This is a genomic window from Dokdonella sp. (assembly GCF_049593775.1).
Taxonomy (GTDB): Bacteria; Pseudomonadota; Gammaproteobacteria; order Xanthomonadales; family Rhodanobacteraceae; genus Dokdonella.
On record NZ_JBAWHJ010000133.1, the window covers coordinates 12974 to 34406 of the forward strand.

General features: G+C 61.2%; 17 protein-coding genes. 10 read left to right on the forward strand and 7 right to left on the reverse strand.

Features of this window, described 5'->3' with window-relative positions:
• Positions 1 to 82: 82 nt before the first annotated feature.
• Together folB and tsaD are read right to left on the reverse strand one after the other, a co-directional pair.
• Positions 83 to 436 (reverse strand): dihydroneopterin aldolase, encoded by a 354-nt coding sequence (gene folB / locus WBP53_RS04540; RefSeq protein ID WP_423926381.1) that lies wholly within the window; start codon positions 434 to 436, stop codon positions 83 to 85.
• Positions 437 to 483: 47 nt separating this feature from the next.
• Complete coding sequence (gene tsaD, locus WBP53_RS04545) at positions 484 to 1524, reverse strand: tRNA (adenosine(37)-N6)-threonylcarbamoyltransferase complex transferase subunit TsaD (RefSeq protein ID WP_423926383.1); 1041 nt, start codon at positions 1522 to 1524, stop codon at positions 484 to 486.
• Positions 1525 to 1583: 59 nt separating this feature from the next.
• Between tsaD and rpsU the strand changes: the two genes are divergently transcribed.
• The 7 genes from rpsU to WBP53_RS04580 all read left to right on the forward strand — a co-directional run bounded on the left by rpsU (position 1584) and on the right by WBP53_RS04580 (position 10322).
• Positions 1584 to 1799 (forward strand): 30S ribosomal protein S21, encoded by a 216-nt coding sequence (rpsU, locus tag WBP53_RS04550; protein ID WP_092405488.1) that lies wholly within the window; start codon positions 1584 to 1586, stop codon positions 1797 to 1799.
• A 264-nt stretch (positions 1800 to 2063) separates the two neighbouring features.
• Entirely contained in the window at positions 2064 to 2507 is a 444-nt protein-coding gene (locus WBP53_RS04555) for a GatB/YqeY domain-containing protein (protein WP_423926386.1), read from the forward strand.
• A gap of 251 nt (positions 2508 to 2758) precedes the next feature.
• Positions 2759 to 4498: a DNA primase gene (dnaG, locus tag WBP53_RS04560; protein ID WP_423926388.1), complete on the forward strand. Its 1740-nt coding sequence runs from the start codon at positions 2759 to 2761 to the stop codon at positions 4496 to 4498.
• Between the two features lie 219 nt (positions 4499 to 4717).
• Positions 4718 to 7258 (forward strand): bifunctional aspartate kinase/homoserine dehydrogenase I, encoded by a 2541-nt coding sequence (thrA, locus tag WBP53_RS04565; RefSeq protein WP_423926390.1) that lies wholly within the window; start codon positions 4718 to 4720, stop codon positions 7256 to 7258.
• Positions 7255 to 8175 carry a homoserine kinase gene (locus WBP53_RS04570; protein WP_423926392.1) on the forward strand — a complete coding sequence of 307 codons (921 nt, stop codon included), beginning with the start codon at positions 7255 to 7257 and terminating at the stop codon, positions 8173 to 8175. Before thrA ends, WBP53_RS04570 begins: the two co-directional genes overlap by 4 nt.
• Positions 8172 to 9467: a threonine synthase gene (gene thrC, locus WBP53_RS04575; RefSeq protein ID WP_423926394.1), complete on the forward strand. Its 1296-nt coding sequence runs from the start codon at positions 8172 to 8174 to the stop codon at positions 9465 to 9467. The genes WBP53_RS04570 and thrC overlap by 4 nt, the downstream gene beginning before the upstream one ends.
• 645 nt (positions 9468 to 10112) lie before the next feature.
• Positions 10113 to 10322 carry a cold-shock protein gene (locus WBP53_RS04580; protein WP_092405500.1) on the forward strand — a complete coding sequence of 70 codons (210 nt, stop codon included), beginning with the start codon at positions 10113 to 10115 and terminating at the stop codon, positions 10320 to 10322.
• Positions 10323 to 10454: 132 nt separating this feature from the next.
• Here WBP53_RS04580 and WBP53_RS04585 read toward each other — a convergent pair whose 3' ends face one another.
• Positions 10455 to 12890 carry a choice-of-anchor B family protein gene (locus WBP53_RS04585; RefSeq protein WP_423926396.1) on the reverse strand — a complete coding sequence of 812 codons (2436 nt, stop codon included), beginning with the start codon at positions 12888 to 12890 and terminating at the stop codon, positions 10455 to 10457.
• Between the two features lie 154 nt (positions 12891 to 13044).
• Positions 13045 to 15834 carry a proprotein convertase P-domain-containing protein gene (locus WBP53_RS04590; protein WP_423926398.1) on the reverse strand — a complete coding sequence of 930 codons (2790 nt, stop codon included), beginning with the start codon at positions 15832 to 15834 and terminating at the stop codon, positions 13045 to 13047.
• Between the two features lie 469 nt (positions 15835 to 16303).
• Between WBP53_RS04590 and WBP53_RS04595 the strand changes: the two genes are divergently transcribed.
• Positions 16304 to 16987 carry a putative 2OG-Fe(II) oxygenase gene (locus WBP53_RS04595; protein WP_423926400.1) on the forward strand — a complete coding sequence of 228 codons (684 nt, stop codon included), beginning with the start codon at positions 16304 to 16306 and terminating at the stop codon, positions 16985 to 16987.
• A 107-nt stretch (positions 16988 to 17094) separates the two neighbouring features.
• On the opposite strand, the gene WBP53_RS04600 is transcribed toward WBP53_RS04595, so the two are convergent.
• From WBP53_RS04600 to WBP53_RS04610, 3 genes are all read right to left on the reverse strand, one after another.
• A complete protein-coding gene (locus WBP53_RS04600; protein ID WP_423926402.1) occupies positions 17095 to 17601 on the reverse strand; it encodes a hypothetical protein in 507 nt (168 codons plus the stop codon).
• Positions 17602 to 17808: 207 nt separating this feature from the next.
• The gene (locus tag WBP53_RS04605; RefSeq protein ID WP_423926404.1) at positions 17809 to 18657 is read right to left on the reverse strand and encodes a PhzF family phenazine biosynthesis protein; all 849 of its coding nucleotides are present in this window, start codon (positions 18655 to 18657) and stop codon (positions 17809 to 17811) included.
• Positions 18658 to 18866: 209 nt separating this feature from the next.
• On the reverse strand, positions 18867 to 19904 hold the full coding sequence (locus WBP53_RS04610) for a type IV pilus twitching motility protein PilT (protein ID WP_423926406.1): 1038 nt from the start codon (positions 19902 to 19904) through the stop codon (positions 18867 to 18869).
• Positions 19905 to 20317: 413 nt separating this feature from the next.
• Between WBP53_RS04610 and WBP53_RS04615 the strand changes: the two genes are divergently transcribed.
• Positions 20318 to 20467, forward strand: a complete 150-nt coding sequence (locus WBP53_RS04615; RefSeq protein WP_423926408.1) for a hypothetical protein — start codon at positions 20318 to 20320, stop codon at positions 20465 to 20467.
• 107 nt (positions 20468 to 20574) lie between these two features.
• Positions 20575 to 21426, forward strand: a complete 852-nt coding sequence (gene proC, locus WBP53_RS04620) for a pyrroline-5-carboxylate reductase (protein ID WP_423926410.1) — start codon at positions 20575 to 20577, stop codon at positions 21424 to 21426.
• Positions 21427 to 21433: the final 7 nt, after the last annotated feature.

Consider the following 21433-nt stretch of genomic DNA (forward strand, 5'->3'; position numbering starts at 1 on the left):
CACGGCGCAGCAGCCTGGAAACCGTTTCGGCTGTTGCAGCGTCGTGCAACAACGACGGAACAAGTTTCGCCAGTCCGGCTTTTCAGGCGCGTGCGCGTTCGATCTGCACGCCTACCGATTTTGACCCGCGCACTGCGCCCGGCTTGGCCAGCCGCAGGCGTACATGTTCGACGCCGAATTCATCGAGAATGATCGCCGCACACTGCTCGGCCAGGGTCTCGACGAGCTGGAACTCGGACGCCTCGACGAACGCGATCAGACGCTTTGACACCGACTTGTAGTTGAGCGTGTCCTCGATATTGTCAGTCGCAGCCGGACGTCTGTTGTCAAAGCGCATTTCGATATCCAGCGCGACGGTCTGGCGGATGCGCCGTTCCCAGTCATAGATTCCAATGACGGTGTCGATGCGAAGATCTTCGATGAAGACGATATCCATGGAGTCAATTCGGTTCAGTGGTTGCAGGTATGTCGGCTGATCATCGTTCAGGTCAGCGCAGACAGGGTTTCCAGGTCCCAGCGGGGAAACACCTTGATCTGTGGATCATTGTGCTGCCCGGCCGCGAGGCGAATCGCACCAGCAAGGGCGATCATCGCGCCATTGTCAGTGCAGAATTCCAGACGCGGGAAATAGGTCTGGAATCCATCTGCGCCGGCAGCCTGGGCCAAACGGGCGCGCAGGCGCTTGTTGGCGCCGACACCGCCAGCAATGACAAGGCGTTTCGCTCCCGTTGCGGTCATCGCCCGCCGGCACTTGATGACCAGGGTGTCGACGATGGCCTCCTCGAAATCCCTGGCGATGGCCGCGCGCGTGGAATCAGCCTGATCACTGCGCTGCCAGGCCAGCAGGACCTGGGTCTTGAGCCCGGAGAAGCTGAAGTCCAGCCCTGGACGGTCGGTCATCGGCCGGGTGAAGCGAAACTGGCCCGGCTCGGCCGTTTCAGCCAGCCTGGCCAGGGTGGGACCGCCCGGATAGGGCAAGCCCATCAACTTGGCAGTCTTGTCGAAAGCCTCGCCGGCCGCGTCATCAAGGGTGTCGCCAAGCAGGCGATAGCAGCCAATGGCCTCGACTTCGATCAGCATGGAGTGACCGCCCGAGACCAGCAATGCCACGAACGGAGGCTCCGGGGGCTCATCCTCCAGCATCGGTGCGAGCAGGTGGCCCTCCATGTGATGTACGCCAATAGCCGGAATTTCCAGCGCCCAGGCCAGCGAACGGGCCGCTGCGGCGCCGACCAGCAAGGCGCCGACCAGGCCGGGACCGGCGGTGTAGGCGACCCCGGCCAGATCCGCAACAACCATCCCGGATTCAGCAAGAGTCTGCCGGATCAGAGGCATCAGCTTGCGAACATGGTCGCGGGACGCCAGCTCCGGAACCACCCCGCCATATTCGGCGTGAAGGTCGATCTGGCTATACAGGGCGTGGGCCAGCAGGCCCCGTGAGCGGTCGTATACGGCCACCCCTGTTTCGTCACAGGAGGTCTCGATGCCAAGCACCGGACCATGTTTTGCATTGCTCGTTGCCATGAAATAGAATGCGCGGCTCGCCCGAGAGCCCGGGTGTCGAGTTTAACAGCGGAGAGACTATGCCAAGCGTCAAAGTTCGCGAGAACGAACCATTCGAATTTGCCCTGCGCCGTTTCAAGCGCACCTGTGAAAAAGCCGGCGTGCTGGCTGAAGTGCGGAAACGCGAGTTTTACGAGAAGCCGACCCAGGAACGCAAGCGCAAGCGCGCGGCTGCGGTCAAGCGCCATCTGCGCCGCGTCTCCCGCGACGTCACCAAGCGTCAACGCATGTATTGATCGACGGGTCATGCGATCGCCAAGGCGATTCGCGAGACCAGTCGATCGCTGCTCCGGCTTCATTGCGGACCAGCAACATCCGGGCTGATACTTTCGGCCGGCTCTGCCCAAGCAGCGCCGGCCGTTTGTGTTTCCGGCAACTGAGGAAGGAGTGTCGAATCTGGCAGGAATCGATTCAAGGAATCGGAATCCCGGGCCTGTTTCACTTGCTTCTATTGCTTCCCACGCCAAGCCAACCCAGCTCATACCCAGACGAGGTGCACGATGTCACTCAAAGCCCGCATCACCGATGACATGAAGGCCGCCATGCGCGCGGGCGAGAAGGATCGTCTTGGCGTCATCCGGCTGATCCTGGCTGCGCTCAAGCAGCGTGAGGTCGACGAACGCATCGAACTGGATGACGCTCAGGTCCTGGCCATTCTTGAGAAAATGCTCAAGCAGCGTCGCGATTCGATCGAGCAATACACCGCTGCGAATCGAGAAGACCTCGCCGCAGTCGAGCGCGCCGAAGTCGAAATCGTCCAGACCTACCTCCCCGAGCCCCTGTCTGCCGCGGAACTTGAGCAGATCGTAGCCAAGGCCATCACCGATTCCGGTGCCACAAGCGCACGCGAGATGGGCAAGGTAATCGGGCTGGTCAAACCGCAGGTCAGCGGCCGCGCCGACATGGGCCAGATCTCGGAAATGATCAAGGCGAGACTGGCGTAGCGAGCCTGGATTCGGGAAACCAGTTTCCTTCTCCCCTCGCCAGAAGGTGCCCGCAGGGCAGATGACGACTGCATGGATGCAGGAGGCAGAGCTACGCAAGGAGCAGTTGCCGAGGGTGCGCATGTGCCCAACCGCCTGACGAAACCCGATACTGCTCGCTCCGCCCGAACCCTCATCCGTCGCCTCACGACACCTTCCCCCCGAGGGGAGAAGGAAAAACGATCGACCCGCTCACCGCTACACTACCCCCCATGGCTGGCCGCATTCCCGAACGCTTCATTGACGATCTCCTGACCCGCATCGATATCGTCGATGTGATCCAGGAGCGGGTCACCTTGAAGAAAGCGGGTCGTGACTGGTCGGCGCGTTGCCCGTTCCACGACGAGCGCTCGCCTTCATTTACGGTCAGCCCGGCCAAGCAGTTCTATCATTGCTTCGGTTGTGGCGCACACGGCAGCGCTATCCGCTTCCTGATGGACTACGACCGCCTCGAATTTCCAGATGCGATCGAGGAGCTGGCTGGCCGCGCCGGCCTCAAGGTCGAGTATGAGGGCGGCCAGCCTGACAAGCCTCGTGAAGACGTCTCCGACCTGTACGCCCTGCTTGATGCCGCCGCATCGTTTTTTCGCGAGCAGCTCGCCAGCAGCTCCCAAGCTCGAGAATACTTCAACAAGCGCGGCCTCGATTCGGCCACGCTGGAGCGTTTCAACCTTGGCTTTGCGCCCAACCAGTGGGACGCACTGAAGAACGCACTCGGCACTTCCCCCAAGCGCGTCGCCCTGCTCGACAAGGCCGGGATGCTTTCCAGCGGAGAGCGTGGCGGCAAGTACGATCGCTTCCGTGACCGCGTGATGTTCCCTATCCTCGATCGTCGCGGACGCACCATCGCGTTCGGCGGCCGGGTGATGGGCAAGGACGACGGGCCCAAGTATCTCAATTCACCCGAGACACCTCTCTTCCACAAGGGTCGCGAGCTGTTCGGCTTGTGGCAGGTACGCGATGCCAACCAGAAGATTGCCCGCCTGCTCGTAGTCGAGGGCTACATGGATGTGATCGCCCTGCACCAGTACGGCATCACCCAGGCGGTCGCCACGCTGGGGACGGCGACGACCAGCGACCACGCGGAGATCCTGTTCCGCAACTCGGCCGACGTCTATTTCTGCTTTGACGGCGACCGCGCGGGTCGCCAGGCAGCATGGCGGGCTGTCGAATCCGTGTTGCCGCGCATGCGCGACGGCCGCCAGGCCTGGTTCCTGTTCGTGCCCGACGGAGAAGATCCCGATTCACTGATCCGCAAGGAAGGTGTCGACGGATTCGAAGAGCGCCTGAAGCTTGCCACGCCACTGAGCGAATTCTTTTTCGCAGAAACCGGCAAGGACGTGAATCTGTCCAGCATTGACGGCAAGGCACGCCTGGCCGAGCGCGCCAGGCCGTTGATTGGCCAGATACCCGATGGCGCTTTTCGTGACCTGATGTATGCCGAACTCGAACGCCTCAGCGGTGCCAGGACCATGAGCGTCGCGAGCGCCTCGCCCGGAACAGGCGCGCGCGCTGGTGGGCCTGCACGACCGGCACAGCGCTCCCTGGTTCGTACCGCAGTCGCCCTGCTCGTACAGAACCCAACATTTGCGGCGGATATCGAGCCGCCTTGGACGTTCTCGGAACTTCAACAGCCCGGCATTCCACTGCTGCTAGATCTGATCAAGCTCTGCCGGGAGCGGCCATCGCTGACTACCGGCAGCCTGCTTGAACACTACGCCGGACGCGAGGAAGCGGCTCCATTGAACAAGCTGGCGACGATGGACCTCCTTGTCGACGTCGATCAGGGGCGTGCAGATTTCCTTGGTGCCATTGCCCAATTGGACGTCCAGACGTCTCAACAAAGACTCGACGACCTGATCGCACGCCAGCTTGAAGGCCGTTTGTCCGACGTTGAGCGCGACGAATTGCGCAGCCTGATGGCCAACAAGCCGGCACATCGACGAAAGTAGACAGTTGCAGTTGAAACGTTGACTTGACAACAACATGCCGCTTCATATCAACTTGCTGCATGTGCACAATTTCGATGACTACGACGATTACGACGCCCCTCCGGGTGCGGTCAGTCGTGCGCAGTTAGTTTCCATCGCAACGACCCCGCAGCTCGAAGAGGCTGCGGGAGGTACGCTCCCCCAGCTCGACGAACCACGGGGCCACCAATCGGAGGCTCGATGAGTCCGTTTGCAAGACTGTCAGCAACGCTCGCCGCTACGCGTCACAACATAGCCAGCCGGCCGCAGGGAGACGATCAAGTCGTCACCGCACACAAGTTCGGCGGTTCATCGCTGGCCGATGCGGAATGCTTTCGCCGGGTCACGGGCATCCTCCTCGAACGCGGCGATGCTGTGCAGGTCACGGTGGTTTCTGCCATGCAGGGAGTCACCAATAGCCTGATCAAGATGGCCGAAGCAGCAGCAGCCAAGGATGCCGCCTGGCAAGAGCAGTGGAACCGCTTGCGCGAGCGACATCTTGAAACTGCACGTGATTTGCTCGGCGATCAATCGGGGGCATTGCGTATCTGGCTCGAATCCCGTCATGCCGATCTCGCCGACACGCTGAAGGCTCTTGCCGTGCTCGGAATACCGGCACGCGAGGCGCTGGATGCAATCCAGGGGCTGGGTGAGGTCTGGTCGGCGCATTTGCTGCGCGCCACGATCGAGTCCCAGGGCCACGAATGCGCCCTGCTCGATGCGCGCGATGTCGTGGTGGTGGGCCAGGGCGAACTGGGCGTTGCGGTCGACTGGTCGGCAAGTGCGATTCGGCTTGCCGATTGGCGCGCGAATCACCCACAGCGTCGTGTCGTCATTACCGGATTCGTCGCCCGTGACCGCGAAGGCCGGCCGACCACGCTCGGTCGCAATGGCAGCGATTTCTCCGGGGCGATATTCGCCGCCCTGTTCGAGGCGAACGAGCTGCATATCTGGACCGATGTCGACGGCGTGCTTTCTGCCGATCCGCGTCTCGTGCCGGAAGCCGTTTCTCTCGATGCGCTCTCCTACGAGGAGGCCTGCGAACTCGCCTACTTCGGGGCCAAGGTCATACATCCGCAAACCATGCTGCCTGCCATGGCGCTGGGCTTGCCGATCCATATCCGCAACACATTCAGGCCAGCGCATCCCGGCACGCGGATCGCAACGTCGGGAGAATCCGCGCAAGGGCCTGTTCGCGGGCTTTCGCTCGCTGACGAACTGGCCATCGTCAACGTCGAAGGTGCCGGCATGATCGGCGTCCCCGGTACCGCCGAGCGCGTTTTCGCCGCCTTGCGCGATGCCAGGGTTTCGGTGGTGATGATTTCACAGGGTTCTTCCGAGCATTCGATCTGTCTGGTCGTGCGCGCTGCCGATTGTTCGCGCGCCGAGTCAGCGCTGGAAGCAGCGTTCAGCCGCGAACTCAGCCAGGGCCAGATCCAGGCGATTGCGGTTACACGTGACATCAGCGTGCTGGCAGCGGTCGGTGATCGCATGGCAGGTACACCCGGCGTTGCTGCACGGCTGTTCGCGACGCTTGCTCGGGCCCAGGTCAATATCCGCGCGATCGCCCAGGGTGCTTCGGAACGCAACATTTCGGTGGCCGTGGCCAGTGCCGATGCGCCTCGCGCCTTGCGCGCCGCGCACGCCGGATTCTGGCTGTCACCACAAACGCTGTCGGTCGGCGTGATCGGCCCCGGCAACGTAGGCCGTGCGTTGCTCGACCAGTTGCGCGAGGCAATACCGCGCCTGCGCCGCGAAGCCAATCTAGACCTGCGCGTGCGTGCAATCGCCTCAAGCAGCAAGCTGCTGGTCAGCGAACGTGGCGACCTCGCAGCAGACTGGTCCGCACAACTCGCGTCGAGCAATCTCGGTGCGGATTTCGACGCGCTCACCCGCCATGTACATGCTGCCCACCTGCCGCATGCCGTCATCATCGATTGCAGCGCCAGCAATGAAGTGGCGGATCACTACCCGGCATGGCTCGGTGCAGGCATCCATGTCATCACCCCCAACAAGCAGGCCGGATCCGGGCCGCTGTCGCGCTGGCAAGCCATCCGCGATTCACGCATGGCAGGCGGCGGGCGCTGGCGCTACGAGGCCACCGTGGGTGCGGGCCTGCCGGTGATCTCGACCCTGCGTGACCTGCTCGATACCGGGGATGAGCTCATCGCTATCGAAGGCATCCTTTCCGGGACGCTGGCCTGGCTTTTCAATCGCTATGATGGCAGCCAGCCCTTTTCGGCACTCGTGCGTGAGGCACTTGCGCTCGGGTATACCGAACCCGACCCGCGCGATGATCTGTCCGGGCTCGATGTCGCGCGCAAGCTCGTTATCCTCGCGCGTGAAGCCGGGCAGTCGCTGGAGCTGGCCGATGTCGAGGTGCGCGGACTGGTGCCGGCGGAGCTACTTGTACTCGACAAGGACGAGGCCATAGCCGCCCTGGACAAACTCGATGCCGGCATTGCGAAGGATTTCGAATCTGCGCGTTCCAATGGTTGCGTCCTGCGCTATGTCGCGCGTCTCGACAGCGAGGGCAAGGCCAGCGTGGGTCTCGTCGAGCTGCCAGATTCACATGCCTTCGCCAACCTGCGTCTGACCGACAACAGCGTGCAGTTCACCACCCGGCGCTATGCGGAAAACCCACTGATCGTGCAAGGCCCCGGAGCCGGTCGCGATGTAACGGCCGCCGGCATCTTCGCCGACCTGCTGAGACTCGGGTCGGCGCTTGGAGCACGCCTGTGAGTGCATCAACGGCCTTCGCTCCTGCCAGCATCGGCAACGTCGCCGTCGGCTTCGACATTCTCGGCCAGAGCATCGCCGGCGTGGGTGATCGTGCCACTGTTCAGCGCATCGACGAACCCACGGTGCTCATCGAGGCGATTCGCGGTTGTGTGCGCGGCCTGCCAACCGCGGCAATGCAGAACACCGCCGGCCGTGCCCTGATCGCAATGCGCGAAGCACTCGAGCTGCCCTTTGGGTTCAGCATGGAGCTGGACAAGGGCATCGCACTCGGATCGGGCATGGGCGGGTCCGCGGCATCCAGTGTTGCCGCACTGGTCGCGGCCAATGCATTGCTTGACCAGCCGCTATCCATGGCGGCGCTCTACCCGTTCGCGCTGGAGGGTGAAGCCGTCGCCAGCGGCAGCCGACATGGCGACAATGTCGGACCCATGCTGCTCGGTGGCCTGGTGCTCGCGGCGCACGGTCGACTGCTACGCATTCAGGTTCCGGATGCATGGCATAGCGTGGTGGTTCATCCTGATGCCGTGCTTGAAACGCGGCGAGCTCGCGAAGTCCTGCAATCGAACTACGCGCTTGCCGAGTTCGTCGAGCAAAGCGCCAGCCTGGCCCTGGTGCTTTGCGGCTGCCATCGTGGCGATGCAGATCTCGTCCGCGCCGGCCTCGCGGACGTACTGATCGAACCGCGTCGCGCATCCCTGATCCGCGGCTTCCAGGCCGTGAAGCAGGCGGCCCTGGCGCACGATGCTATGGGTGCCTCGATCTCCGGTGCAGGACCCAGTGTCTTCGCCTGGTTTGAAGATCACGCCAGCGCCCAGGCGGCAGCAGCGTCCATGTGCGCGGCGTTTGAGGAAGCGGGCCTTGCCAGTCAAGCCTATCTCTCGCCAATCAATGGGCCTGCGGCGAGGGTAGTTGCATGAAGTTCGCCAGCACCCGCGACAGCTCCGTTTCCGTGGATCTCAGCAGCGCCCTGATTGCGGGCCTTGCGACCGACGGTGGCCTGTACGTGCCGCACGAATTGCCAAGCCTGTCGGCAGCGGATTTCGATGGCAGGGAATCGATCGCATCAGTCGCCACGCGCTTGCTGCATCCGTTTTTCGATGGCGATCTGCTGGCCGGGGATCTTGGCGCAATCTGCTGCGAGGCTTTCGACTTTCCCGCGCCACTGCGGACCTTGCACGACGATCACACCCATTTGCTGGAACTTTTTCACGGACCGACGGCCGCGTTCAAGGATTTTGGCGCGCGCTTCCTTGCGGCCTGCATGAAGCGCCTGCGCAAGCACGGCGAACCTCCACTGACGATCCTCGTCGCTACTTCTGGCGACACCGGCGCCGCCGTAGCAGCGGCTTTTCATGGCCTGCCCAATCTGCGCGTGGTCGTCCTCTATCCGGATGGCCGGGTATCTCCGCGCCAGGCGCATCAACTGGGATGCTTTGGCGACAATGTCATCGCCCTGCGCGTGGCTGGCAGCTTCGATGATTGCCAGCGCCTGGTGAAACAGGCCTTGTCCGACCGCGAACTGCAGAAGGACATCCCGCTGAGTTCGGCCAACAGCATCAGCCTCGGCCGGCTGTTGCCGCAGATGTCCTACTACGCGCATGCCGCGTTGGGGCACTGGCGCCGCATGGCTACGCCACTGAACTTTGTCATACCGACAGGCAATCTCGGCAATGCGCTGGCAGCAGTGATCGCGCGCGCTTGCGGACTGCCCATAGGGGAAATCGCGCTTGCCACAAATGCCAACCGAGTCCTGCCTGCTTTCTTCTCGGGTGCCGAATACGCGCCACAAGCCAGCATCGCCACCCTTGCCAACGCCATGGATGTCGGCGCACCGAGCAACTTCGAGCGCGTTCGCTGGCTATACCCGGACGAAGTCGCACTACGCTTGGCATTCAGGGTGCAAGCTGTCGATGACAACGCCATTCGCGTGGCGATCAGGACAGCGGCCGATATTCATGGAGAAGTACTTTGCCCGCACACGGCTTGTGCGGCGCATGTGCTCGAGTCCCTGCGTGCAGAAGGCGCCGAGGGTGAATGGGCGATCGTTGCTACTGCGCACCCGGCCAAATTCGAGCAGATTGTCGAACCCCTGGTCGGGCACCCCGTCGAGCTGCCCGAGGCATTGGCCAGGCTGCTTGATCGCCCTGCCCATGCCGAACCCGTAGCCGCGGACTATGTGACTTTCGCCGAAATCCTCAGGCGAGGTTGACCCGGCCCCGAGCAAATCCGGGTTGCGCACGCGCGATCAGGTGACGGCATGCGGGAAGGGCCAAAGCCGGAAGCGGGCGGTATCATCGCCGGACTGGTCAGGCCAGTCCGGAATGCGCCGTCTTTGCCTGCGCGCCGGGCGCCAAGGAACTGAAAAACCGGCCTGCATTCGGGCTTTCAAAAGCGGCGGGCGGCGACAAATGGCATTGGCCGCGGGCTCCTGAAACGCCCGGAGGTGCCGAAACTGCCCCTACCGGACACCCAAACCGCTCGGCCCGCACCGTTTCCCGATCGACGTGCCGGGTCACGCCAGGATTCGGCACAAGGCCACCTGACTTGCAGCTTGTGCCGGCAAGTCTTTGTTATAAAAACATTTTTCTCTGCTCCGTGTTCACGTTTCGCACAGATGACAGTTCAATGCAAGACAGGACGCAAGATTTTTTCGTTCATCCAGTCGCTTTGTAGAACAATCATCTGTACAGTGTGCGAACTGTGTTTGCCAGGGTCACTGTAAATCGTGGCCCGATGTGGTCGAAAATCACGATTCCATCGTTCCGATTGCGCGCTCCTCAGCAACCTCAGTCTCGACCCACGGGGAGTCCCGGGTCGTGAATACCATTTTCTTTTGAGTTGTTAGGAGTTAGATATGTCCAATCGTCAGAACGGTACCGTCAAGTGGTTCAATGATGCCAAAGGCTTCGGCTTCATTACCCCGGAAAGCGGCCCCGACCTGTTCGTGCATTTCCGTTCAATCCAGGGCAGCGGCTTCAAGTCCCTGCAGGAAGGCCAGCGCGTGACGTTCGTCGCAGTGCAGGGCCAGAAGGGCATGCAGGCCGACGAAGTTCAGGTAGCCTGAACTTCGCGCCATAGCGAAACAAGAAACCCCGGGTGGCAACACCCGGGGTTTTTTCTTGTCTGCGATTTCTGTCTGGACTGAATGTTCAGCCTGAAGCGAAGGACGCTGTCAGCCCAGGCGGGCCTTCCTTTTCTACAGCGGATCGAAGCCATCCACGAACAGGATGTCACTGCCGGAAGTGCACATACCGGGCATCTGGGTGTGAGTCACGCGGATATCGTCCAGCCACCAGCCTTCGCCGCCGACACCTCCGTCCGTGCCAAAACTCCAGCGAAGCTTGACCGCCTGGCCCGCGAAGCTGCCGAGATCGAACTGCTTCTGCGCCCAGTTGAGGCTGGTGCCCGTGAAGGCGCCCGTTCCCAATGGAAAGCCGCATGCGTTGCCGGTTTGCGAGATGGTCGAGGGGTAGCCACCCAGCGGGGTCAGCAACTGCCAGCTCTGGCCGTCGTCAATCGAGATTTGCACGAGACCACCATCGTAGTTCGCTTCGATACCGTATCGCGTCCAGAACTCGAGCACTGGAGCAGCCCCGCTGGTCAGCTGGATGGTATCCGTGCCGATCGACAGACACTCCGAATCGTTGTAGCCGGAATGGTAGCTTCTGGCTCCGCTGTGCGCCTCGTCGTCCACGACCTCCCAGGCAACGTGCGCTGGTGCGCTGATGTTCTGGATGCCCGCCAGATCGACATTCCCGGACAGGATGGGGGTGCCCAGTTCGGCGCCGCTGAAAAAGTCGCCATCACTGAGCGGCCCAGCAGCATGCGCCGTCAAGCGGACCCCGTTGCTGTCGACGCTGCCATTGCCAATGTCGAGCGCGCGGACGACATAGGTGTAGGCCGTGCCTTGGTCAACCATCGAGTCGGTCCAGGCCAGGCCGGGAATGGCCGATGCGATGCGATCAGCCGGCGATGGAACAAAACTGGAATCCTCGGATCGGAAGACTTCATAGCTGGCCATAGACCCGCAGTAGGATTGCGCGGACTGCCAGGCCAGGTCGATGGCACAGGCCGCCATCGCTGCGGACTCGACACTGGCTATGCCACTGAAAGCCGGTGGCGCCGTGCATGTGCCGCTGGTTGAGGCCTCGACGCAAGTCGTCGGTGCCGCCGAACACTGGCCAGACTCGGCCACCGCACGCACGCGATAACCGTAGGTCACGCTACCGGATGCATTGGTGTCGCTGAATCCCGGAGCCAGCAGACCGGACGCGATGGTCTCGCTGGCGCTACCACCACAGCCGCCAAGAATGCGGTCGACCGAATAACTTGCTCCGCTGGTCGCACTGGCATTCCAGTCAAGGTCGATACGGTTGTCGCCGTTGGCCGTGGCGAGTACACCACTTGCCGCATCGGGCGCGGCACAAAGATCCGGCGCGACGATGAACAAGCCGCGATTCATGTCACTGATACCGACCAGACCACTCGCGTAGTACGGATAGTTGCTCCAGGTTCCACCATAGTTGGCATCATCTGACGCGGGATAAGTGTCAAAGAATGCGGCTTCGGTCAGCAGGTCGTTGTCGATATCCGAAAGGTCGACGATGCGCAGGCCGCTTCGATAATTCGATTCGTAGGCATAGCCTTCGTGCACGTACAGGTTGTGGTCGATGGCAGCAACCGGTCCGGTATAGGCGAATGCAAGCACCGGCGCGTCAAGATCCTGCACGTCCCAGACATAGGTGCGCGTGTTGTGGCCAAAATCCTGCTCGTCGAGCTCGTCGTTGACGAGAAGGTAGCGCCGGTCGTCCGTCAGCCAGCCCTGGTGGGTATAGCTGGAACCGTCGTATCCCGTGCGTGAAAGCATTACCGGGCTGGACTTGTTCTCGACGTCGACAATGGTCACGGTGTCTTCGTTGGCGGCGAAGCAGATTTCGCGCCCCGCATGCTCGGTATCCGGCCCGTCATAGGTGATGCACTGTGCATCATGGGTATAGCCGTCGGCGCTGAAACACCCTGCGAACGTTGGAACCAATGGATTCTGGATATTGATCATGTGCAGGCCGGCACTGCATTGCTGGCTGCCCTGTCGTGAGCCAACGGCATAGGCGAACCCGGACTCCTCGTTGATCACGATGTCATGGGCTCGCCCGAAGTTGCCGTACCAGGCATCCTCGGTGAATTGCACTGGCGGTGAAACCACGTCACGCAGGCGACGCAGATCGAAGATCTGCATGCCGTGATCCTGCGCCTCGGAAACGACAAACACGTAATAGCCGTAGGTTTTCAGGTCTCGCCAGGTGGAGTTGACGCTGTGCGTAGGCAGATTGCCCAGCCGCAACAAATGGTCAGGATCCGAGATATCGACGAAGGCCGTTCCATTGTTGAGGCCAATCAGGGCGTATTCCTTGCCGGTGTCCGGATCGGTCCATCCCCACATGTCGTTGCCATTGCCGCCAGCCGTAGTCCCCAAAGCAATCAGATCCAGATGTCCGATCAGATCGACCTTGTTGCAGGGATAACCTTCGGCCAGACCGTCGATGCAAGGCGAAGTGTGCCTTGTCTCTGCATGGGCCCCGGCCCCGACGAACAACAGCATCCAAGCTGCCAGCAGTCTCGAAGTGCCTTGCATGCGCGCGAACTCCCCAGTCGACGAAGTGGCGAAAGTAACATGCCGGCTACGACCGCACCGTGAGCCGCGGCCCAGCAAGCCGAATTCAGTGCCGGAAGCAAAAAAACCGCGCCCCTGTTACGGGGCGCGGTCTGGTGTTTGCAGCGGAGTCGATTTACGGAGTCGGCAGGTCAAAACCGTCAACGTAGATGATATCCGGGAGCAGGGTCGGCACCAGGCAGAACGATTCGATCTGGCCTACGTCCTGGCCGGCGCGATCAATGGCCTTGAGGGACCAACTTGCCGCCAACGGGGAACCGTTGAACACGCTGAGCGGGCTCGCGGGCTGGCGATTGCCGCTGATGCCGGGTGGTGTCGTTCCACACGTCACCGCCTGGGCAGCCTGATCATCGAAGGTGACATCGACGTTGTCGACGCCGCAACTGGTTCCACCCAGTCGCGAGCCCAAGGTCACTGACGTTGTTCCGTTGCTGAGTTGCAGCTCCAGATCGCCCGGATAGGTATGGGTGATTTCGACATCGAGGTTGAATTCCCCGATGGTTCCGTTCGCCGCCACCACGACCGTGCCCGTCGCACCCGTCGTATTGTTGTCCGGGATCGGCAGCGGGCCGGTGAAGCAGATCAGGAAGCCGGTCGTGAATTGCGACGTGGTGGAATAGGCGCCGTCACCGCAGGCATTGGTCGCCCGCACTCGCCAGAAATACAGTGTTTCAGGATTCAGCGTCGTTGCCGAGGTATAGCTGGTATCGGTAACCGATGCCGTGTCGACAATCGTCACGAATCCGGCATCGGAGCTGATCTCGATCTCGTAGCTGACCGCCGTTGCCACGGCACCCCAGGTGAAGGTCGGATTGAGACCAACGTCGGTTGCATTGCCTGCCGGGGATGTCAACGTAGCCATTGCGGGCGAAGCGGATGCGATACCGACGCTAAATCCAACCGTGCGCACGATGGCGGGCATGCCACCATCACTTGCCTCGACAGTGACGGCGTAATCTCCGTCCGCAGCCGTGGGCGCGGTACTCATGTTGATCGTCGACACAGCCGGACCGGCACCGACAGCTACCGGATTCGGCGTCGCCGTTGCGCTCGCGAATGCGAGAGGATCAAGTCCCGGGAATGTGATGGCTGCCGAACCCGTGTATCCGGAAACACCCTGCAGCGTCAGATCACGCACGGGCAACGCGTCACCTGCGCAGACGGCGATGTCGCTGGGCCCGGCACTGCCCATGGTGTAGGTAGGACCTGCGGCAAGATTCTGGACGCGTCCTACATACGAGCGCTGCAGCGGGGTTCCGCCACCACCCGGACGATTGTCGGTCCAGCTCATTGCTGTCTCAACCGGACCGGCAGTGATGCCGTTGTAGTCGCCCCACTCCTGCCCGTTGGTGATATTGATCGAAGTGGTCGCCGATACGCGAGTCTCGTCAACCCATGTGGTGCCGCCATCGATCGAATAGTTGTAGTAGAAATCGACGCCGGTTCGACCCGGCGAATTGCGCGTGTCGTAGAAACCAAGATGCAAGGCACCGCTCGCGTCCAGCTCCAGCCATGGGTGATAGCGATCGACCGTGGCGATGTCGGCCTCGGAGTGCGGCGTCGTCGTCAGACCCCAGGTTGCGCCGCCATCATCCGAATAGGCGATCTGAACCCAGGCATGATTGGTTGCTGTCGTGCCACCGCTGCTCGGATGCAGTGCGGTGTAGGCGGCGTAGATGCGTCCGTCGTTCGGGCCGCCCGTACGATCCGCTTCCGCGGCGATGTAGATGAAGGCACGTCGTGATTCCATCGAGGGAATCGGGAAGTCAAACGTGTCGAACAATGGCTGGACGATGACCGGCGCGCCAAAGGTGAGGCCACCATCGGTGGACTTGACCATGTAGATATTGGCGGTCGCCGCCTGGCTGCTTGGCCAGATGTAGTAGATGTTGCCTGCGGAATCGGTGGTGATGTCGCTGCCAATGCCACGCGGCGCACTGGAAAAGGAAATCGGCGTTGACCAGGTCAAGCCCTTGTCGGTCGAGCGCGAGAAGAACATCACATTGCCCTGGTGCCAGGTCAGGTAGACATTCTCCAGATAGGGCGAGGTTGGCGACGTATCGACATGGATCCACTCCTTGTCCGAACTGCCCGACGAAACCAGGATGACCGATCCCCAGGTCTGGCCGAAGTCGGTCGAGCGAAACAGGCCGGCGCGCAGACCGCCCGAATTGGGCAAGGTGGCAGCGTAGGCCACGGTGCCGTCGGCTGACCACTCCATGGCAGGGTCACAACAAGTGCTGGGCAGGACTCCGGCGCTGAACCAGGTCACACCACCATCGGTTGAATAGTTCTGGGACTGTCCACCAGAGCCATTTGAGCCGGCGATCACGATCATCGGATCAATGGGGTTGTACTTGATCGAGGTTTCGTTGTTGCCGATCGCCATGGCTGTCTCGCCATTGACCGGCACAGCAAGGGCTTTCACGATCGGATCGGAGGTATACATCAACGGCGGCGGCGGATTGGCCGGGTCCGGGTGGTAATAGACGCCGAGACCACGACGATGCAGCACGCCATCTTGCAGCAAGCCGCCGTAGCGAATCAGGAAATCCTTGTCGAGCTCACGCGGATAGTGATCTTCGATCGGGTATCCCTCGGCCGCCATTTCCCTGCGCTTCTCGATCTTGAAGAATGCGGGAACGCCATGGCGATACTCGTCGTCTGCTGGCAACACGGCAATATCGGCCTGGGTCAGCGCGTAGTTTCGATCGTCCCAGGGACCGAACCGTCGCAGGCTGGCATAGTCGACCGATTGGTCCACTCCCTGTGCCTGCACGATGGTGGCGCTATCGATCTGATCAACCGCGGCGACCTTGTCAGGTCCGGCGGCAACTGCCTGCAGGCTTGCACCTGCGAAGACAACACCAAAGGCCAGCGGCCAAAGGGCTCTGGAATATCGCATGTGTGCACCCCGTAATGAATGTTCTCGAGCCCCGAGCCGGGACTTCGAATCCCAACCTTAGTCCGCCGAAGGACGGAGTGCAACGAGGTCGCAAGGCTTAAATCTGAACGCGCAGACGGAAAGCAGGAAATACGTCACAAATTCTTGCGTTTCGAGCCAGACCGGGCTGGCCAGCTGCCATTCGGAATCGCCGATCTGCCAACAATATGCTCCCGCCCGTTGGGGATCCGGGCTCAAAATCTGCAAGGTTTCGCCACGGTCACTGGGTGGGCAAGATTCCGGAATCGACAGTGAGACGGTCCCTGGTGCGCTCGCTGCGCAAGAACCTGGCTCCCGTCATGAAGTTTCGAGCAGGAAATCCATGCGGACCTGCTTGCCAGCACTCGCGCGAAACGCCCCGGATCCGGGGCTGCTGGTCAGCTCCCGGTACGCACGGGCATAATCGTCCTATCCCAACGGATCGCGATCTATGAGCGTTTTCCCGCTGTTTTCCACCCCATTCGTCCGCACCGAGCTACCCAGCGCAGGCGTAATGAATACGGAATTGCGCGCACTCTTCCTGCAGCGCGAACGAGAGGGTGCGCGCTGGCGCAATCCAGATCCGAGCATGACCATCAACAAGGGTCTGTTCGAGAGCAACTTCGACTTGTTCTCCTGGCCTGAACCCTGCGTGCAGAAGCTGCACGAGTTCTGCATGCGCAAGTTGTTTGCCATGATCGGCGAAATCAACGGGTACACAAACGAGGAACTGTACAAGCTCGAATCCCAGACCCATGCCTGGTTCCATGTCACGCGTCGCAATGGGCGTTTCACTGCGCACAACCACCCAATGGCGTCCTGGTCCGGAGTCTATTGTGTGGACCCCGGACAACACGATGCCGATGTCCCCGATTCCGGCGTTCTGCATTTCCAGAACCCGCACCAGCAGGCCGCCATGTTCCGCGATCCGGCCAATCGGCAAATGCTCGAGGCGTACACGATGTCGGGTCGCAATATCCACTTGAAGGCAGGTGAGCTGGTGCTGTTCCCCTCATGGATGTTCCATGAAGTGTTCCCGTTCCAGGGCGAAGGCGAACGCGTGACCGTCGCCTTCAATTGCTGGTTCCGGCCACTGGGAAGCGAGGCGAGCCAGCAAGGACCCTATCTTCGCTAGATCGCCATGAAACGGCGAATCTCGTTCGAAAGCCGCAGGCGATCGTCCTGCCGCATGGGCTGGCGATGGCTATCAGAACGCGAATTCCACTGACCAGGTGATCGCACCTACTTGCCGAGCAATGCGGCCTTCAATTGATTCGCCTCGACAAGCGAGCTTGCGAATATTTCGAATCTCGCGTTCTGGAAACTTTGCGGAATCTGCAAATTGAGTATGGCGAACGAATCGCGCATGAGGACCAGCCCGTGCCCCCTGTGCTCTTCCCTGAACTTCTGCCAGCGGACGTCACTTTCTGGCTGAAGCTTGACCCTGATAAACGCCGCTTGCATATTTACCTGTTCAACTACGTCGATTGATTCGACAGAAAATGATTGCGCAGTCCCGCGATCGACGCAGACAAATTTCCCGCCATTCATTCCAGCCAATTCCGGCAGTACAGGAACCGTACTGTGGTCGTTGTTCGTCGAAGTCTCGGGACATTCTTGTGCGGCAGTAACTTCGACACCAGCCTCGGATGCCTGTAGCGCCTGCGCACTGACAGCCAGAATCAACAGAGCGAACAAAAAGCACCGCATAGTTGCCAAGGTACAGGGATTGTCGGTTCTTCTAGTCATTGGCATTGGCTTCTCTTGTCGATTCTTCATCGTACAGACGGGAAATTCCGGAGCACTTCACCACATGGCATATGGTTGGTCCAGCCTGGTTGAATTGCCATGAATCGGCAAGTTGCAATGGCTGCTCCATGATCGTTCCCGGCATACCTTGGATGTTCGAAACAGATTTCTGCCGCTGGACAGACCCGAATGCATCCTGCGCCATTCCTAGCTGCCTTGACGAATGTCGATCGCTGCACCGGAGACCTTGATGCCGCCGCTCGCTGGCACGTCGACGACTAGCAGCGAAGGTCTCCCCATGACCTCGCCTTGCCGGATCTCGAGCCGAGCCTCACCCTGCAGGAGTCCTGCGTCACGCAGATAGCCGCCCAGCGCTGCCGCCGCCGCGCCCGTTGCAGGATCCTCCACCACGCCACCCACCGGAAACGGATTGCGTGAATGAATCAGGTCGGCGCGCTCGCGCCAGACCAACTGCAGCGTTGTCAGGTTTTCCCTCAGCATCAGTGTTGTCATGGCGTCAAAGGCGTAATCAAGATTGGCCAGGCGACCTTCGCTGCCGGCGGCGATTACCAGATGCCAGGCGCCAGCGTAGGCCTTGGCAATCGGGATGGACGGATCAAGTTCTTCCTGCCGCCAGCCAAGCAAGGCCAGCGCCTCCTTGATGAGTGCGACCGAGGCTGGCTCATGACGCGGCTCGACGGACGTCAGCGAGGCAACGAATCGCCCCGATTGTTCGCCCACCTCCACATCGACATCGCCGACCAGACTTGAAAAGCGATATCGGCCCGCACCATCCCGGTGCCCGATGGCAACAGCCGCGGCGATGGTGGCATGTCCACAGAAGCTGACCTCCGCCCGCGGACTGAAGTAGCGAATGGTTCGAACATCACCCGACTCCGGGGCGACGAATGCAGTTTCCGAATAACCCACTTCATTGGCTATTCGCTGCATGTAAGCGGGATCAGGCAATGAAGCGCCGATCCAGACACCAGCCGGGTTGCCACCCTGGTCGCCAACGGGGAATGCGGCGAGGCGGTAGAGTCGTCCATCAGTCATCGCGTGTTGACTCGCGTTTCATTCCGGGTCCCGGGATGACGTGCTGCATCACCGGAACGGATCGACAACCTGCCTGGTTGCTCGTGCCTGCAGCCACGCTGCATTGAGCGCGAAGAAACCTTGCTCCCGCTGGCGAGAGAAGGCTTTGATCAGGTCAGTACGAAGCCAGGCAGTAGCTGTATTGCCTCCTTTCAAGGCAATACCCTCGCCTACTTGAAGATTTCCTTGTTCTTCGCGTAACCGATCGCCTGCTGGCGTGTGACCAGGCCGCGCTTGACCAGATCCTGCAAGCACTGATCGAGCGTCTGCATGCCGTGCTGGGCACCGGTCTGAATCGACGAATACATCTGGGCGACTTTGTCCTCGCGAATCAGGTTTCGAATCGCCGGGATGCCGACCATGATTTCGTGCGCCGCGATTCGACCGCCACCCACCTTCTTCATCAGCGACTGCGAGATCACCGCGCGCAAGGATTCAGACAGCATCGAGCGGACCATCGGCTTTTCGCCAGCCGGGAACACGTCGATGATTCGGTCGATGGTCTTGGCTGCCGAGCTGGTATGCAGGGTGGCAAAGACCAGATGTCCGGTCTCGGCTGCGGTCAGGGCCAGGCGAATGGTTTCCAGATCGCGCAACTCGCCGACCAGGATGTAGTCGGGATCTTCACGCAGGGCCGAACGCAGGGCTTCGGTAAAGCCGTGCGTATCGCGATGGACTTCGCGCTGGTTGATCAGGCACTTCTGCGAGGTGTGCACGAATTCGATAGGATCCTCGACGCTGAGGATATGCGCGTACTCGTGCTTGTTGACGTGATCCACCATGGCCGCCAGCGTTGTCGACTTGCCTGAACCGGTCGGGCCCGTTACCAGGATCAACCCCTGCGGCTGTTCGATCAATTCGCGGAAGATCTTCGGGCAACCAAGATCTTCCAGAGACAGGACTTCCGACGGAATCGTACGGAACACGGCACCCGCGCCGCGATTCTGGTTGAAGGCATTGACACGAAAGCGCGCCAGTCCGGGGATCTCGAATGAGAAGTCGACTTCGAGGAATTCCTCAAAGTCGCGGCGCTGCTTGTCCGACATGATGTCGTAGATCAGCGAATGGATCTGCTTGTGGTCAAGCGAAGGGATATTGATTCGGCGCACATCGCCGTCGACCCTGATCATGGGTGGCAATCCTGCAGACAAATGCAGGTCGGACGCCTTGTTCTTGACCGAAAACGCGAGCAGCTCGGCAATATCCATGTCTTTATTCCCCAAATGGCGCCTTTGGCGCATGGCTGCGGTACGCCGGAGTATAGCGTGGCAAAATCACGTCAATGCAAGCACAGGACCCGGAATCGACGATTGCTGCGGGCGCTCGGTTGCCCGGCGTGCGCAAGCCGCGGCGGCTGGCACACCCATAGGCACGCTGGCTGTGAACCAGACACACCCATCCTCACGCTAGCCACGCAAGACAACATTCGTTTGGCGAGACCCATGTCCCGGAAGCCCATGAAAAGCATGCCGCATTGGCCGAGTTCGATACGGCAAGCTGCCTGCCTGATCAGATTGCGAGCCTGGCTGTCGGTCTCGCCTGATTTCTGCGCGGCCTGAGGGCGATTCCCGCCCCCGCCCCCGCGCCCGACTTCGGCGTTCGGCGCAATGCTTTCGCGAACATGCCGGCCTGTTTCGAGACTCTTGCTCGCGTGCATCGCGGCGTGGATACGCGATCGATGGGCAAGTCGGACGATTTCGAGCTCGCCATTGCCGAAGGTGCCACGATGGCCCGCGTGGGAAGCTTGTTGTTTTGGCCGCGGGGCGGGTAGCCGGGAATTCCCAAGACCGCTTTGGCGCTGTCGCCAGTGAGCCGGGACGAGGCCGTGGGCTGCGTGGTCTTGATATGCTGTCGGGCCGGATCCGACAAGAAAACGCAATGACGTCTCCTGATTTCGACAAACCAATCCCTGATTCCAACTCCATCGCATTTGTTGGCGGCGGCAACATGGCGCGCAGCCTGATCGGCGCGATGATCAACGGTGGAACGCAGGCCTCGGCTATCGCCGTCGCCGAACCCAATGAAGAGGTGCGCACGAAGCTGGCTGAGGATTTCGGCGTTGCCGTGTTTGCCGATGGTGTCGAAGCGGTCGGTAGTGCGGACCTCGTGATGCTGTCGGTCAAGCCACAGGTCATGCGCAAGGTCTGCGAAAGCCTGGCCCCTGTACTCGCGAAACGACGCCCGCTGATTGTCTCGGTCGCTGCCGGTTTGCGCATCGGCCAGATTGACCGCTGGCTTGGCGGCGGTTTCCCCATCGTGCGCTGCATGCCCAATACACCAGCCCTGATCGGCGCCGGTGCAACCGGCATGATGGCCAATCCGGCGGTTTCCGATGCCGGTCGCGTCCAGGCGGCATCGATACTGGCCGCCGCTGGCACCATGGTCTGGGTCGAGGACGAGGACCTCATGGACACGGTGACAGGCATTTCCGGTTCAGGGCCCGCCTATTTCTTCCTGATGATCGAAGCACTTGAGGATGCTGCCGTGGCCCAGGGCATGCCGCGCGAGACAGCGCGCACACTGGCTATCCAGACTTGCCTGGGCGCAGCGCGCATGGCCAGCGAAGATGCCGAACCTCCGGCGCGACTGCGCGAACGCGTCACCTCCCCGGGCGGCACTACCCAGGCTGCACTGAACACGTTCATCGACGGCGGCCTGCGCGAACTGGTCGCCTCGGCCGTAGCCGCTGCCACCCGACGAGGCCGTGAAATGTCGAGCGAACTGGACTGAGTCTCCA

What these genes read in the sequence shown, in the direction of transcription:
- folB (WP_423926381.1), bottom strand. Translation starts at nt 436, where the DNA reads ATGGATATCGTCTTCATCGAAGATCTTCGCATCGACACCGTCATTGGA.
- tsaD (WP_423926383.1), bottom strand. Translation starts at nt 1,524, where the DNA reads ATGGCAACGAGCAATGCAAAACATGGTCCGGTGCTTGGCATCGAGACC.
- rpsU (WP_092405488.1), top strand. Translation starts at nt 1,584, where the DNA reads ATGCCAAGCGTCAAAGTTCGCGAGAACGAACCATTCGAATTTGCCCTG.
- WBP53_RS04555 (WP_423926386.1), top strand. Translation starts at nt 2,064, where the DNA reads ATGTCACTCAAAGCCCGCATCACCGATGACATGAAGGCCGCCATGCGC.
- dnaG (WP_423926388.1), top strand. Translation starts at nt 2,759, where the DNA reads ATGGCTGGCCGCATTCCCGAACGCTTCATTGACGATCTCCTGACCCGC.
- thrA (WP_423926390.1), top strand. Translation starts at nt 4,718, where the DNA reads ATGAGTCCGTTTGCAAGACTGTCAGCAACGCTCGCCGCTACGCGTCAC.
- thrC (WP_423926394.1), top strand. Translation starts at nt 8,172, where the DNA reads ATGAAGTTCGCCAGCACCCGCGACAGCTCCGTTTCCGTGGATCTCAGC.
- WBP53_RS04580 (WP_092405500.1), top strand. Translation starts at nt 10,113, where the DNA reads ATGTCCAATCGTCAGAACGGTACCGTCAAGTGGTTCAATGATGCCAAA.
- WBP53_RS04585 (WP_423926396.1), bottom strand. Translation starts at nt 12,890, where the DNA reads ATGCAAGGCACTTCGAGACTGCTGGCAGCTTGGATGCTGTTGTTCGTC.
- WBP53_RS04590 (WP_423926398.1), bottom strand. Translation starts at nt 15,834, where the DNA reads ATGCGATATTCCAGAGCCCTTTGGCCGCTGGCCTTTGGTGTTGTCTTC.
- WBP53_RS04595 (WP_423926400.1), top strand. Translation starts at nt 16,304, where the DNA reads ATGAGCGTTTTCCCGCTGTTTTCCACCCCATTCGTCCGCACCGAGCTA.
- WBP53_RS04600 (WP_423926402.1), bottom strand. Translation starts at nt 17,601, where the DNA reads ATGACTAGAAGAACCGACAATCCCTGTACCTTGGCAACTATGCGGTGC.
- WBP53_RS04605 (WP_423926404.1), bottom strand. Translation starts at nt 18,657, where the DNA reads ATGACTGATGGACGACTCTACCGCCTCGCCGCATTCCCCGTTGGCGAC.
- WBP53_RS04610 (WP_423926406.1), bottom strand. Translation starts at nt 19,904, where the DNA reads ATGGATATTGCCGAGCTGCTCGCGTTTTCGGTCAAGAACAAGGCGTCC.
- WBP53_RS04615 (WP_423926408.1), top strand. Translation starts at nt 20,318, where the DNA reads ATGCCGGCCTGTTTCGAGACTCTTGCTCGCGTGCATCGCGGCGTGGAT.
- proC (WP_423926410.1), top strand. Translation starts at nt 20,575, where the DNA reads ATGACGTCTCCTGATTTCGACAAACCAATCCCTGATTCCAACTCCATC.